Genomic DNA, 13,604 nt, shown 5'->3' with positions numbered 1-13,604 from the left:
AGACTCTAATCAGGAGCAACATCATGGCTTTCAATCTGCGCAACCGTAACTTCCTCCGCATGCTGGACTTCACCCCGCGCGAAATCCGCTACATGCTCGACCTGGCCCGCGACCTGAAGCGCGCCAAGTATTCCGGCACCGAACAGCAGCACCTGAAGGGCAAGAACATCGCCCTGATCTTTGAAAAGACTTCCACCCGCACCCGCTGCGCCTTCGAAGTGGCTTGCTACGACCAGGGCGCCAACGTCACCTACCTCGGACCGTCCGGCTCGCAGATCGGCATCAAGGAATCGATGAAGGACACCGCCCGCGTGCTGGGCCGCATGTACGACGCCATCGAATACCGCGGCTTCGACCAGCACATGGTGGAAACCGAGCTGGCCAAGTTCGCCGGCGTGCCGGTGTACAACGGCCTGACCGACGAATGGCACCCGACCCAGATGCTGGCCGACGTGTTGACCATGTGGGAAAACAGCGACAAGCCGATCTCGCAGATCAGCTACACCTACCTGGGCGACGCCCGCAACAATATGGGCAACTCGCTGCTGGTGATCGGCGCCAAGCTGGGCATGGACGTGCGCATCGGCGCGCCCAAGCACCTGTGGCCGACCGACGAGCTGGTGGCCGAGTGCCGCGAGATCGCCGTCAAGACCGGCGCGCGCATCACGCTGACAGAAGACGCCAAGGTAGCGGTCAAGGGCACCGACTTCATCCACACCGACGTCTGGGTGTCGATGGGCGAGCCGGCCGAAGTGTGGGCCGAGCGCATCCGTCTGCTGAAGCCGTTCCAGGTCAACAGCGCGCTGATGGCCGCCGCGGAAAATCCGCAGGTGAAATTCATGCACTGCCTGCCGGCCTACCACAACAGCGAAACCAAGGTGGGCAAGGAAATCGCCGCGCAGTATCCGGAATTGGCCAACGGCATCGAAGTGACCGAGGACGTGTTCGAGTCCGAAGCTTGCATCGCCTTCGAGCAGGCCGAGAACCGCATGCACACCATCAAGGCCATCCTGGTGGCTACGCTGGGCGATTAAGCCTGGGCTTGGGCCGGCGCAGTCCGGCCCGATCACACATCAACCGGCCAAGGCCTCCTGACCGGGAGCCTTGGCCGGCGTCGTTGAAAGAATGAGGAAGGAAGAATTATGCGAGTCGTCGTAGCTTTGGGCGGCAATGCCCTGCAGCGTCGTGGCGAGGCCATGACCGCCGACAATCAGCGCGCCAACGTCAAGGTGGCCGCCGAGCAACTGGCCGCCGTGACCCGGCTGGGCCACAACCTGGTGATGTGCCACGGCAACGGCCCGCAAGTGGGCCTGCTGGGTCTGCAGAACGATGCCTACGCCCGCCACGTGGACGAGAAAGTCACCCCGTATCCGCTGGACGTGCTGGGCGCGCAGACCGAGGGCATGATCGGCTACATGGTAGAGCAGGAGCTGGGCAATGTGCTGCCGTTCGAGGTGCCGATCGCTACCATCCTGACCCAGACCGAAGTGGACGCCAACGATCCGGCCTTCCAGAACCCGACCAAATTCGTCGGCCCGGTTTACTCCAAGGAAGAGGCCGAGAAGCTGGCCGCCGACAAGGGCTGGGCGGTGAAGGCCGACGGCCAGTACTACCGCCGGGTGGTGCCGAGCCCGAAACCGAAGCGCATTTTCGAAATGCGGCCGATCAAGTGGCTGATCGAAAAGGGCGCGGTGGTGATCGCGGCCGGCGGCGGCGGCATTCCCACCATGTATCAGGGCGACAAGCTGGTGGGCGTGGAGGCGGTGATCGACAAGGATCTGGCGTCCGCGCTGCTGGCGCGCGAGATCGATGCCGATTACTTCGTGATCGCCACCGACGTGAAGAGCGTGTTCGTCGGCTGGGGCACGCCGGAGGCCAAGGCCATCCGCCAGGCGCACCCGGACGAGATGGATAAGCTGGGCTTCGCCGCCGGTTCGATGGGGCCGAAAGTGGAGGCCGCTTGCGAGTTTGCCCGCCTGACCGGCAAGAAGGCGGTGATCGGCGCGCTGGAAGACATCGAGAAGATCGTCAAGGGCGAGGCCGGCACCGTGATCTCCACCGGCAAGCCTGGCATCGAGTGGTACTGAGCGGATAGAGATTCCGCGCCAAGCGAAAGGGCTGCCGACGGCAGCCCTTTTTCATGCCGGCGGCAGGCCGGCTTATTCCGACTTCAACTGACGGATCAGATCCTCCAGCTCGGCCGGATCGGGCGGCAGGCCGTCGCGCTCCGGCTCGGGATCGGCGCCTGGCGCTTTGGCATTGCCCTGCGCGACGGCGTCGGTGATCTGGTCGTTCACTGCTGTGGGATGCGCCATGGCCGGTCTCCTTGGTTCAAGTGGTGGGCGGAAGTCCAGATTAGCCGTCTGTCCGGCGGACTGGAATCGTTGCAACTACGCAGTCATTTGCAATGCCTCCGTCAGGCCCAGTTCGCGCGCGTGGCGCCGCGCCAGGTCCTGGCCGGCGTGATAGCCGGCATCGTACAGCCGCGACAGGTTGGAGTAAGACCAGTCCAGCTCCTCGTTGAATCCCTCCCGGCGGATGTGGGCGTCGAAATTGATCTTCAGCACCTCGGTGCGCGGGTGGCCCTGCTCGTCGCGGTTGTGCAGCGCCTCGAACAGGCGCAGGTCGTCGCGGGCGATTTCCGTCAGCGGCGCGATGATGGACTGCACCCAGGCGTCGTACAGATTGCGCGGCGGATGCAGCAGTTTGCTGCTGCCCAGCACGTCGAACACGATGGTGTAGTCGATATGGGGGTGCAGCTCGAACAGCCGCTTGAAGTTCAGCGTGTCTATCGCCGCGCCTTCGATGTAATAGTCGTCTCCCAGCTTGTACGGCGGGTAGATGAAGGGAAAGGACAGCGCCGCGAGGAAATGCTCGTGGGTGACTTCGCTCTTGTCCCAGCAGCGCATTTCCCCCCGGCTGACGTTGTAGGCGTTCAGGTAGAACTCGCCCGGCAGCGACTGCAGCTTGGAGAAATCCACCACCTGATCGATGAAGGGCACGTGCGCGCACAGGCCCTGGCTATCTGAGGTGAGGCCGCTGGGGCACAGCGCGGCCAGGGCGAGCGAGGTCCAGTCGGCGAACAGGCGGTGGGCCGGGCTGCTGTCGGCCTGCTGCTGTATCGCCTGCAGAAAGGGGTTATTCGACAGCAGCGAGCGCCAGGCGTCGGCCAGCGGGCCGGGCTTGTTGAATACCTTGTAGTTGACCGGGAACAGGCTATAGATCCGGTCGGACACGCCCATGTCGGCCAGCCGGGACAGCGCCGCCAGGGCATCGCCCTGGCGCGGGGCCGCGTACAGCAGGCCGACGATGGCGCCGGCGCCGGAGGCGGAAATGATGTCGAACTTGACGCCGGCTTCGGTCAGCGCGACCAGGGCGCCGGCCATCAGCGTGGCGTTGGGCGCGCCGCCGCCCAGCACCAGCGCGATCGAGGGACGTTTGAATTGTGCCATCGCATGCTTCTCCATCGTGGATTGCCATAGGGAAATGCCGCTGGAAAATACAAATGCATGGCTGAAGTATGGCCGGAAAACCGCGTTTTGCAACGCAGCATGCAGCCGCGCCGCTGTGGCGGAAAAGACGCATCCCTGATGTCATGGCGCAGAACAATGAAAGATACCTTGCGATACAAGGTATCTTGCCATACAGTTCAGTCAGACATCCGGGTGCAGCAGTTTACCGATGTTCCTTGTAATGCAAGGTATCGTGTATTGCCAGTCGGTGAGGAAGGCAACAATGAAGACGCAATTGAAAAAAGGCACGCTGGACATGTGCGTGCTGGCGGCGCTGTCCCAGGCCGACAGCTATGCCTACGAGCTGGTCAGCAAGCTGTCGCAGGGCATGGACATCAGCGAAGGCACCATCTACCCCTTGATGCGCAGGCTGCAGAACGAATCGTGGGTGAGCACCTATCTGGTGGAGTCGTCGTCGGGCCCATCGCGCAAGTACTACAAGCTGACCGAGGCGGGCAGGCGCGAGCTGGAGACGATGCGGCGGGAATGGCAGGAGTTTGTGGCCGAAGTGGAAAACGTGCTGCGGGGCGGCCCGGCGGCAGCGACAGAGGGAGCGCAACAATGACACGCAAGGAATTCCTGAGGCAGCTGGAGCAAGCGCTGTCCGGCCTGAAGCCGGAAGCGGTGCGCGAGATCCTCGCCGATTACGACGAGTATTTCAGCGACGCGCAGGCCGATGGCCGCGACGAGGCCGAGGTGGTGGAGGCGCTGGGCAGTCCGCAGAAGCTGGCGCGGGAGCTGAAGGCGCAAACCCATTACCGGCAATGGCAGGAGCATCGCTCCTTCGCCAACCTGACTCGGGTGGTGGCGTCGATCGCGGGACTGGGCGTGCTGAATTTCATTCTGGCCATCCCCTTGCTGGTCTATCTGCTGTTTCTGACCATGGGCTACATCGCGTCGGTCGGCTTCCTGCTGTCGGGGTTGGCGGTGGTGCTGGCCTGGGGCAGCCACAGCCTGTTCGGCTGGCCGCAGTTCACCAGCGACGGCTCCGGCTGGTATATCGGCCGCTATGGCGACAGCGGCGCCGAAATGGCCTGGCGCAGCGAGATGGACGACCACTCCGGGCAGGTCTGGATCGACAAGGGCTTGCTGATGCTGGAGCCGGACGATGGCGACCGCTTCGAACTCAAGACCAGCCAGGGCGCGCTGCTGCTGGTGTCCAAGTCTGGCGGCAAGCTGGCGGTCGACGCCAGCCAGCCGGCGGTGCGCGAGCTGGCCCGGATCGATGACGGCCAGGTCAGCATCGACGGCGGCGCGATCCGCGAATTGAAGCTGCGCGAGGACAGCGGGGACGTATTCACCGCCCGGGTCGACGACGGCAAACGCCTGGAGACGCTGGATGCGTCCGCCGGCGGAACTGTGCTGAAACTGGTGGACAGCGGGCCGAACGGCAGCATCTCGCTGAAGGATGGCGACAGCACGCTGGAGATTTCCGAGCGCAGCATCGAATTGAAGGACGGGATGGACCACATCCAGATCGATGCGCTGCCGGGCCTGTCGGTAGGCATGAGCGCGTTGGCGGTGGGGCTGATGCTGCTGCTCGGCGGCTCGCTGGGGCTGGTGTTCTGCGTGTGGCTGACCCGGCTGACCTGGCGCGCGCTGGTGGCTTACGTGAAGTATCAGATTGAACTGGTGTCCGGCAAGGGCGGCGAAAACGCCGCGGCCTGAACCTTAAACTTGCGATGGGAGTATGGATCATGAAGAACGATGCCTGCCTGCAACAGTTGCAACTGACCCTGGTCGAATTGCCGGAAGCCGAATTGCGCAAAATCCTCCGCGATTATCGCGGCTATATCCGCGGCGCGGTGGCCGACCGCGCCAGCGAAAGCCGCTTGCTGGCCGTGCTGGCCGATACCCGCCAACTGGCCGCGGGCCTTTCCCGCCGATCCGGCCGGGAGAGGCTGGCCATCCATGGCCTGGCGCTGGCCGCCGCGCTGGCGGCCACGCTGACCGGCTACTGGCTGTTCCTGAATTGAAACGCTTGCTGAGGAAAACCTAGATGAACATCGTCAAGATTGGCTGCGGGCTGTTGCTGCTGGGCAGCGCGGCCGCGCGGGCGGAGGACGCCGCCGGCATCGACAGGCTGAATTTCAACGGCGACGCGCTGAAGCTGGAGCTGAGCGCCGACGCCGCCAGGCCCTACAAGCTGGATGTGGAGAAGCGCAACTGGTCGGACGCCGACTGCAAGCTGACGGTGACCCGGATGGGGGGAGACCTGACCTTCCAGGTCAAGCTGAACAAGCCGGTCGGCGACCGCTGCAAGCTGACGGTCCGCGGGAACGTTAAGCCCGGCAAGCAGGTGGGCGTGGATATGCGCGCGTTCGACGGCGACCTGAACGGGCGATTCTCCTCGGTGCAGATGCGCGGACAGGCGTTGAAAGTGGATCTGAAGGGCGCTTACGGCGCGGTGGCGCTGAGTGGCGACGCGGTGAAGGCCGAGGTGGACGCCAGCGTCGATGATCTGAAGGCCAAGGGCCAGGCGGTGAACCTGGAATTCGACGGCGCGACCCGCGGCGTGGCGCTGGAAGGGCAGGCGGTGAAGGCCGACCTCAAGCTGCGCGGCGCGCAGCCGGCTGCCAGCGTCGACGTCAAAGGCCAGATGGTGAATCTGGATTTCCATGCCGATCGGCAGGCCAAGCTGGATTACCAGGTGAGCGGGCAGGCCAGCAAGGTCAGCGGCGACTGGGTCAGCACGCCCGGCGCGCCGCTGAAGCTGAGGGTGGGCGGTTCGGCGGTGAAGGTGTCGCTGGAACGCAACTGATTACGGTATGGCTCCGTGTCCCTTTGCCCGGCAAGCCCGCCGGGCTTTTTTCGTTTCGCCATGAAAAACGGAGCCATCGGCTCCGTTTTCAGCATGCGCAGGCGGGAATCGCGCTCGCCGCGCTCAATGGCCTTCGTAGCTGCAGACGGTGAACAGGTCCAGGCCGCCGTCGCGCACCAGCTGGCCGCCGCCCAGTTCGGGCAGCTCGATGATGGCCGCGGCTTCCAGCACGTCGGCGCCCATGCGCTTGAGCAGCTTGTAGCCGGCCATCATGGTGCCGCCGGTGGCCACCAGGTCGTCGATCAGGATCACGCGGTCGCCGGGCTTGCAGGCGTCGGTGTGCATTTCCACCGCGGCGTTGCCGTATTCCAGCTCGTACTCTTCTTCCACCGTGGTGAATGGCAGCTTGCCCTTCTTGCGGATCGGCACGAAGCCGACATTCAGCTCGTAGGCCAGCACCGAGCCGATGATGAAGCCGCGCGCGTCCAGGCCCGCCACCAGATCCACCTTTTCCATCATGTAGCGATGGACGTAGATGTCGATCAGCATGCGGAAGGTTTTCGGATTCTGCAGCAGCGGGGTGATGTCGCGGAACATCACGCCCTGTTGCGGCCAGTTGGGCACGGTGCGGATCCAGCCCTTCAGATAGCTGGAGTAGTCGAGATTGCTGAGGTTTTCCATGGGCCTATTGTACTTCGAAATCAAAAGACTGTGCCGGCTGGCGTCGTTCAGAAAAAACGGCCCGCCGCGAGCGGCAGGCCGTCGGATGAGCCGATTATTGTGCGTTCAGTGGAAGAAAGCCAGCTTGAAGATCCACAGCGCGGCGATGATCACCACCGCCGGGCGCAGGTCGGAGAAGCGGCCGGCCAGGATCTTGATCACCGCGTAGCTGATGAAGCCGAAGGCGATGCCGTCGGCGATCGAGAAGGTGAACGGCATCGCGAGCGCGGTCATCACCGCCGGGGCGGATTCGGTCAGGTCGTTCCATTCGATCTCGGCCAGGCCCCGCGCCATCAGCACGGCGACGTAGCACAGCGCCGGCGCGGTGGCGTAGGCCGGCACGGTGGCGGCCAGCGGCGACAGCCACAGCGCGGCCAGGAACAGCAGCGCCACCACCACGGCGGTCAGGCCGGTGCGGCCGCCGACGGCGGTGCCCGCGGCGGATTCGATGTAGGCGGTGGTGGACGAGGTGCCCATCGCCGCGCCGGCGGTGATGGCGATGGAGTCGGCCATCAACGCGCGCTTCAGGCGCGGCAGCTTGCCGTCCTTGTCCAAAAGGCCAGCGCGGTGCGACACGCCGACCAGGGTGCCGGTGGTGTCGAACAGGTCGACGAAGAAGAACACGAAGATCACGCCTATCAGGCCTGCATGCAGCGCGCCCTGGATGTCCATGGCCATGAAGGTGGGCGCCATGCTCGGCACCGGGGCGACGATGCCCTTGAACGGCGACAGGCCGAGCGCGATCGACAGCACGGTCACCACCAGGATGCCGATGATGATGGAGCCGGGCACCTTGCGGTATTCCAGCGCCACGATCAGGAAGAAGCCGAAAATGGCCAGCAGCGCGGTGGGCTTGTGGATGTCGCCCAGCGTCAGATAGGTTTCCGGATGCGGCGCGATCACGCCGGCGTTCTTCAGCGCGATGATGGCGAGGAACATGCCGACGCCGGCCGAGATGGCGAATTTCAACGACTGCGGAATCGCGTTGACGATGGCCTCCCGCACCTTGAACAGGCTGACCGCCAGGAACACGATGCCGGAAATGAACACCGCGCCCAGCGCGGTTTCCCACGACAGGCCCATGCCCTTGACCACGCTGAAGGTGAAGTAGGCGTTCAGGCCCATGCCGGGCGCCAGCGCGATCGGGTAGTTGGCCACCAGGCCCATGATGGCGGTGCCGAGGGCTGCGGCCAGGCAGGTGGCGACGAAGACCGCGTTCAGGTCCATGCCGGTGGACGACAGGATCAGCGGGTTGACCAGGATGATGTAGGCCATGGTCAGGAAGGTGGTGAAGCCGGCGATCACCTCGGTTTTGACCGTGGTGCCGTGCTCCTTGAGCTTGAAAAAGCTTTCCAGCAGTTGCATGAAGAATGACTCCGGGCGGATCGCGAGAGTTCGGAAAACGCGGCATTATCGGCCTCTAGGCGCTCAAACACCTAAATCTTGACGTGAAAATATGTCATCGCTTAACAATGGCTGCCCCGCTGTGATATCCTGAAAAATTACTCTTCGGCAAACGTTTGTATTTATGAGCCAGCTTATCGGGAACATTTACATCGTGGTCGCTCCGTCCGGCGCCGGCAAGACTTCGCTGGTGGCCGCCTTGCTGCAGGCCGAGCCCAGCGTCGAGCTGTCGGTGTCCTACAGCACCCGCGCGGCGCGCAAGGGCGAGGTCGATGGCAAGCACTATCACTTCGTCGACCGCTCGGCGTTCGACGCCATGGTGGAGCGCGGAGACTTCCTCGAGCACGCCGAGGTGTATGGCAACTGCTACGGCACCAGCGCGCCGTGGATACGCAGCCGTCTGGAAGCCGGCCAGGACATCCTGCTGGAAATCGACTGGCAGGGCGCCGAACAAGTGCGCGCAGTGTTCCCCGACGCCATCGGCATTTTCATCGCGCCGCCGTCGATCGAGGAGCTGGAGCGCCGCCTGCGCGGCCGCGACACCGACACCGAAGAGGTGATTCTGCGCCGACTCGCCTCGGCCCGCGCCGAGATCGACAAGATCGATGAATACGACTACATCGTGGTCAACGACGATTTCGAGCGCGCCAAGCTGGACCTGATCAGCATCGTCCGCGCGCAGCGCCTGAAGAGCGGCCCGCAGCGCCGCCGCCTGGCCGACATGTTCCGCCGCATGGGCACCGCCGGCGCGAAATGAAAATAGTTCCGTCCCGCTGTGTCGGACGGGACGAAAATCGATATAGTGAACCCTGTAACCGTCATTTAGCTGAGAGAGATCATGGCCCGTATTACTGTTGACGACTGCCTGGACCGCATCCAGAACCGTTTTGACCTGACCCTGGCCGCCGCCTACCGCGCCCGCCAAGTGGCTTCCGGCGCCAGCTCCTTCGTGGAGCCGGGCCGCCACAAGCCGACCGTGATCGCCCTGCGTGAAATCGCCGCCGGCCACGTAGGCAAAGAACTCCTGAACCGCGGCAAGGCCTGATTGACGCAGCGCGGAGCGTGAAGATGGGCACCGGCATTGAGACAGGCATCGACTACAACGCCCTGATCGACTCCGAAGCCGCGGCGTTCCTGGAGAGCGCCGCGCGCTATCTCAAGCCGGAAGACGTCGAGATGCTCAGGCTGGCCTTTCAGGTCAGCCGCGAGGCGCACGAGGGGCAGACCCGCAAGAGCGGCGAGCCCTACATCACCCATCCGCTGGCGGTGGCCACCATGCTCACCGACTGGCGGCTGGACGTGCAGGGCCTGGCCGCCGCGCTGCTTCACGACGTGCTGGAAGACACCGGCGTCACCAAGCCGACGCTGATCGAGAAGTTCGGCAAGATCGTCGCCGATCTGGTGGACGGCCTGTCCAAGCTGGAAAGGCTGGAATACCAGACCAAGGAAGACGCCCAGGCCGAAAGCTTCCGCAAGATGGTGCTGGCGATGGCGCGCGACATCCGCGTCATCATCGTCAAGCTGGCCGACCGGCTGCACAATATGCGCACGCTGGACTCGATGCGCGAGGACAAGCGCCGCCGCATCGCGCTGGAAACGCTGGAAATCTACGCGCCGATCGCCAACCGCATCGGCCTGAACAAGGTCTACCGCGAGCTGCAGGACTTGGCGTTCAAGCATCTGCACCCGCACCGCTACAGCGTGCTGTCCAAGGCGGTGCGCGCGGCGCGCGGCAACCGCCGCGAAGTGGTCAACAAGATACTGCTGGCCGTCAGCCAGCGGCTGGTGCAAAGCAATATCGAGGCTACGATCAAGGGCCGCGAGAAAAACCTCTACAGCATCTACAAGAAGATGCAGGAGAAGCACCTGTCCTTCTCCGAGGTGCTGGACATCTACGGCTTCCGCGTCGTCGTCAACGACATCCCGGCCTGCTATCTGGCGCTGGGCGCGCTGCACAGCCTGTACAAGCCGATTCCCGGCAAATTCAAGGATTACATCGCCATTCCCAAGGGCAATGGCTACCAGAGCCTGCACACCACGCTGTTCGGCCCTTACGGCACCCCGGTGGAGATGCAGATCCGCACCCGCGAGATGCACAACGTGGCCGAGGCCGGCGTGGCCTCGCACTGGATGTACAAGAGCGGCGAGGGCGTCAACACGGCCCAGCAGCGCACCCACCAGTGGCTGCAGAAGCTGTTGGACATGCAGGAGGAGAGCGACGACGCCGTCGAATTCCTCGAGCACATCAAGATCGACCTGTTCCCGGACGAAGTCTACGTGTTCACGCCCAAGGGCAAGATCATGGTGCTGCCGCAGGGCTCCACCCCGGTGGACTTCGCCTACGCGGTGCACACCGACGTCGGCCACCGCTGCATCGCCGCCCGCGTCAACCACGCGCTGGTGCCGCTGCGCTCCGCCTTGCGCAACGGCGACACCGTCGAGATCATCACCTCCACCCAGGCCAAGCCCAATCCGTCCTGGCTGGCCTTCGTGCAGAGCGGCCGCGCCCGCTCCGGCATCCGCAACTATCTGAAGAGCCTGCAGCGCGAGGAGGCGGTGGCGCTGGGCGAGAAGCTGCTCAGGCAGGCGGTGGGCGCGCTGGCGTCGACGCCGCTGGCGGTCAGCGACGAGCTGCGCGCCGAGTATCTCGCCGCCTACGGCGAAAAGATGCACGGTTTCGACGACGCGCTGGCCGAGATCGGCGCCGGCAAGCTGCTGCCCATCGTGGTGGCGCGAAGGATGCTGGAGCTGGCCGGCGAGCGGCTGGGCGAGGGCGTGCGCGTCGGTCCGATCACCATTCGCGGCAACGAAGCCGGCATGGTGCAGCTGTCCAGCTGCTGCAATCCGCTGCCCGGCGACGACATCCTGGGCGTGATCACCAAGGGCCAGGGCCTGGTGATACACCGGGTCAGCTGTCCGAACGCGCGCCGCGCCGATCCGGACAAGCTGCTGGAGGTCAACTGGGAGGCGCAGCGCGACCGGATGTTCGGCGTCACCGTCGGCGTGTTGTCGCGCAACGAGCGCGGCGCGCTGGCCGACATCGCCACCGCGATCTCGCAGGCCTCGGCCAATATCGAAAGCGCCGACACCCAGGACAGCAGCCGCGACGGCGACAGCCTGTTCAATATCCACTTCCGCCTGCAGGTGGAGGGCGTGGAGCACCTGGAGCGCGTGCTCGCGGCCGTCCGCCAGCTGGCGGTGGTGCAGCGCGTGGAGAGAAAGTGAGCCAAATGAATCTACGCATCAACGGCGAAGACAGAAGCTTCGCCGGCATCGCCACGTTCGCGGAGCTGGTCGCCGCGCTGGATCTGGCCGGCAAGCGCATCGCGATCGAGCGCAACGGCGAGATCGTGCCCCGCGGCAGCTTCGCCGAGGCGAGGCTGGCCGACGGCGACGAACTGGAAATCGTGGTGGCGGTCGGTGGCGGCTGAGTCCGCTCTCCTGCCGTTCTGACGTCAATGGAAGAAAAGGGAATGCAGGTGGACGATAAACTGGTGATAGCCGGCCGAGAGTACGGTTCTCGCTTGCTGGTGGGGACCGGCAAATACAAGGATTTCGAGCAGACCGCGGCGGCGCTGGATGCCTCCGGCACCGAAATCGTCACCGCGGCGATACGGCGCGTGAACCTGGGTCAGAACGCTAACGAGCCGAATTTGCTGGACTTTTTGCCGCAAAACCGGTATAACCTCCTGCCCAACACGGCGGGATGCTATTCCGCCGAAGACGCCGTGCGCACCTTGCGGCTGGCGCGGGAGCTTCTCGACGACCATCGTTTCGTGAAGCTGGAAGTGCTGGGGGATCCGAACAATCTGTACCCCAATGTGAAGGAAACCCTCAAGGCCGCCGAGGTGCTGGTGGCGGAGGGATTCGATGTCTTGGTTTATACCTCGGACGACCCCATCGTCGCGCGCGAGCTGGAGCAGATCGGCTGCTGCGCGATCATGCCGCTGGCCAGCCTGATCGGCTCGGGCATGGGGATCTTGAATCCGTGGAACCTGCAATTGATCATCGAGCAGTCCAATGTCCCCGTGATCGTGGATGCCGGCGTCGGCACCGCGTCCGACGCGGCGATAGCGATGGAATTGGGCTGCGACGGCGTGCTGATGAATACCGCGATTGCCGCTGCGCGCAATCCGGTTCAAATGGCGCACGCCATGAAATTGGCCGTGGAAGCTGGCCGCGCCGCCTATCTCGCCGGCCGGATGCCGAAACGTTTTTATAGTGCAGTGCCAAGTTCTCCTAGTGAGGGGGTGATTTCTTCCGTCAAGTCGTGATGTTCATGGCCCAGGCTGGCCGCGCCAAACCGCGCAAAACACCACAAGATGACCTGACGTTGTCGTTTCAGACTTTTACAAATGCAGTAACATTGCTAAAATGCTGTTTTTACAGGCGGCGGCTTTAGCCACGCCCTAAGAAATCTAAGGACCCTTAAGTAAATGCCGACTATTCGCGTTAAAGAGAACGAACCGTTTGAAGTTGCCCTGCGTCGCTTCAAGCGCTCCGTGGAAAAAACTGGCCTGCTGACCGAACTGCGCGCTCGCGAGTTCTACGAGAAGCCGACCACCGAGCGCAAGCGCAAGCACGCTGCCGCGGTTAAGCGCCACTACAAGCGCATCCGCAGCCAAATGCTGCCGCCGAAACTCTACTAAGAGTTTTTCCGGCATCAAGCAGGACCGCAGGCCATGCCTGCGGTTTTGCCATTTGTACTCCCGAATTTCCCCCGCTGCCCGCGCAGCGCCTGATTTCCAAGTGAGCACGACATGAGCCTCAGAGTTCGCATCACCGACGACATGAAGTCCGCCATGAAAGCCAAGGAAGCCGACAAGCTGGGCGCGATCCGCCTGCTGTTGGCCGCCGTCAAGCAGAAAGAGGTGGACGAGCGCATCGAACTGGACGACGCCGGCGTCATCGCCGTCGTCGACAAGATGATCAAGCAGCGTCGTGACTCGATCTCCCAGTACCAGGCCGCCCAGCGCCAGGATCTGGTCGACAAGGAGCAGGCCGAGATGGACGTGCTGATGGGCTATATGCCGCAGCAGCTGTCCCAGGCCGAGATCGAGGCGCTGATCGCCAAGGCGGTGGCCGATACCGGCGCCGCCGGCATGCAGGACATGGGCAAGGTGATGGGCGCGCTGCGCCCGCAATTGGCCGGCCGCGCCGACATGGCGCAGGTGTCCGCGCTGATCAAAGCCAAGCTGAGCGCCTGA

General features: G+C 63.9%; 17 protein-coding genes. 13 read left to right on the top strand and 4 right to left on the bottom strand.

What is annotated here, in order from left to right; translation table 11 throughout:
- The first annotated feature begins 23 nt into the window (after positions 1-23).
- Positions 24-1,034: an ornithine carbamoyltransferase gene (locus tag VL52_RS02435; RefSeq protein WP_046155552.1), complete on the top strand. Its 1,011-nt coding sequence runs from the start codon at positions 24-26 to the stop codon at positions 1,032-1,034.
- A 108-nt stretch (positions 1,035-1,142) separates the two neighbouring features.
- Positions 1,143-2,087 carry a carbamate kinase gene (arcC, locus tag VL52_RS02430; protein WP_031296900.1) on the top strand — a complete coding sequence of 315 codons (945 nt, stop codon included), beginning with the start codon at positions 1,143-1,145 and terminating at the stop codon, positions 2,085-2,087.
- A 72-nt stretch (positions 2,088-2,159) separates the two neighbouring features.
- Here arcC and VL52_RS24945 read toward each other — a convergent pair whose 3' ends face one another.
- Entirely contained in the window at positions 2,160-2,315 is a 156-nt protein-coding gene (locus tag VL52_RS24945; RefSeq protein ID WP_160298904.1) for a hypothetical protein, read from the bottom strand.
- A 75-nt stretch (positions 2,316-2,390) separates the two neighbouring features.
- A complete protein-coding gene (locus VL52_RS02425) occupies positions 2,391-3,452 on the bottom strand; it encodes a patatin-like phospholipase family protein (RefSeq protein ID WP_046155611.1) in 1,062 nt (353 codons plus the stop codon).
- 283 nt (positions 3,453-3,735) lie between these two features.
- Between VL52_RS02425 and VL52_RS02420 the strand changes: the two genes are divergently transcribed.
- From VL52_RS02420 to VL52_RS02405, 4 genes are read left to right on the top strand one after another with little or no spacing between them, the layout of a single operon-like run.
- Positions 3,736-4,077: a PadR family transcriptional regulator gene (locus VL52_RS02420; protein WP_021478747.1), complete on the top strand. Its 342-nt coding sequence runs from the start codon at positions 3,736-3,738 to the stop codon at positions 4,075-4,077.
- The gene (locus VL52_RS23060; protein WP_052729060.1) at positions 4,074-5,180 is read left to right on the top strand and encodes a DUF1700 domain-containing protein; all 1,107 of its coding nucleotides are present in this window, start codon (positions 4,074-4,076) and stop codon (positions 5,178-5,180) included. The genes VL52_RS02420 and VL52_RS23060 overlap by 4 nt, the downstream gene beginning before the upstream one ends.
- A 29-nt stretch (positions 5,181-5,209) precedes the next feature.
- The gene (locus VL52_RS02410) at positions 5,210-5,488 is read left to right on the top strand and encodes a DUF1700 domain-containing protein (protein ID WP_046155551.1); all 279 of its coding nucleotides are present in this window, start codon (positions 5,210-5,212) and stop codon (positions 5,486-5,488) included.
- Positions 5,489-5,511: 23 nt separating this feature from the next.
- On the top strand, positions 5,512-6,273 hold the full coding sequence (locus VL52_RS02405) for a hypothetical protein (protein ID WP_046155550.1): 762 nt from the start codon (positions 5,512-5,514) through the stop codon (positions 6,271-6,273).
- Between the two features lie 123 nt (positions 6,274-6,396).
- Here the strand turns inward: VL52_RS02405 and VL52_RS02400 are convergent, their stop codons facing one another.
- Complete coding sequence (locus VL52_RS02400; protein ID WP_021478751.1) at positions 6,397-6,954, bottom strand: adenine phosphoribosyltransferase; 558 nt, start codon at positions 6,952-6,954, stop codon at positions 6,397-6,399.
- A gap of 105 nt (positions 6,955-7,059) precedes the next feature.
- On the bottom strand, positions 7,060-8,358 hold the full coding sequence (locus VL52_RS02395; protein ID WP_021478752.1) for an NCS2 family permease: 1,299 nt from the start codon (positions 8,356-8,358) through the stop codon (positions 7,060-7,062).
- A gap of 163 nt (positions 8,359-8,521) precedes the next feature.
- Here VL52_RS02395 and gmk point away from each other — a divergent pair, with 163 nt between their 5' ends.
- The 7 genes from gmk (at position 8,522) to VL52_RS02360 (ending at position 13,604) form a co-directional block, all read left to right on the top strand.
- The gene (gene gmk, locus VL52_RS02390) at positions 8,522-9,154 is read left to right on the top strand and encodes a guanylate kinase (protein ID WP_046155549.1); all 633 of its coding nucleotides are present in this window, start codon (positions 8,522-8,524) and stop codon (positions 9,152-9,154) included.
- 81 nt (positions 9,155-9,235) lie between these two features.
- On the top strand, positions 9,236-9,442 hold the full coding sequence (gene rpoZ / locus VL52_RS02385) for a DNA-directed RNA polymerase subunit omega (RefSeq protein ID WP_021478754.1): 207 nt from the start codon (positions 9,236-9,238) through the stop codon (positions 9,440-9,442).
- Positions 9,443-9,465: 23 nt separating this feature from the next.
- Complete coding sequence (locus VL52_RS02380) at positions 9,466-11,622, top strand: RelA/SpoT family protein (RefSeq protein WP_046155548.1); 2,157 nt, start codon at positions 9,466-9,468, stop codon at positions 11,620-11,622.
- A gap of 5 nt (positions 11,623-11,627) precedes the next feature.
- Complete coding sequence (gene thiS / locus VL52_RS02375; protein ID WP_021478756.1) at positions 11,628-11,828, top strand: sulfur carrier protein ThiS; 201 nt, start codon at positions 11,628-11,630, stop codon at positions 11,826-11,828.
- A gap of 42 nt (positions 11,829-11,870) precedes the next feature.
- A complete protein-coding gene (locus tag VL52_RS02370; protein ID WP_046155547.1) occupies positions 11,871-12,671 on the top strand; it encodes a thiazole synthase in 801 nt (266 codons plus the stop codon).
- Positions 12,672-12,833: 162 nt separating this feature from the next.
- Entirely contained in the window at positions 12,834-13,046 is a 213-nt protein-coding gene (rpsU, locus tag VL52_RS02365; RefSeq protein ID WP_021478758.1) for a 30S ribosomal protein S21, read from the top strand.
- Positions 13,047-13,157: 111 nt separating this feature from the next.
- The gene (locus tag VL52_RS02360) at positions 13,158-13,604 is read left to right on the top strand and encodes a GatB/YqeY domain-containing protein (RefSeq protein ID WP_021478759.1); all 447 of its coding nucleotides are present in this window, start codon (positions 13,158-13,160) and stop codon (positions 13,602-13,604) included.

The organism is Chromobacterium vaccinii, assembly GCF_000971335.1.
In the GTDB taxonomy this organism is placed as follows: Bacteria; Pseudomonadota; Gammaproteobacteria; order Burkholderiales; family Chromobacteriaceae; genus Chromobacterium; species Chromobacterium vaccinii.
Note: the sequence above shows the minus strand (reverse complement) of the source record. Positions and strands in the feature narration are given on the sequence as shown.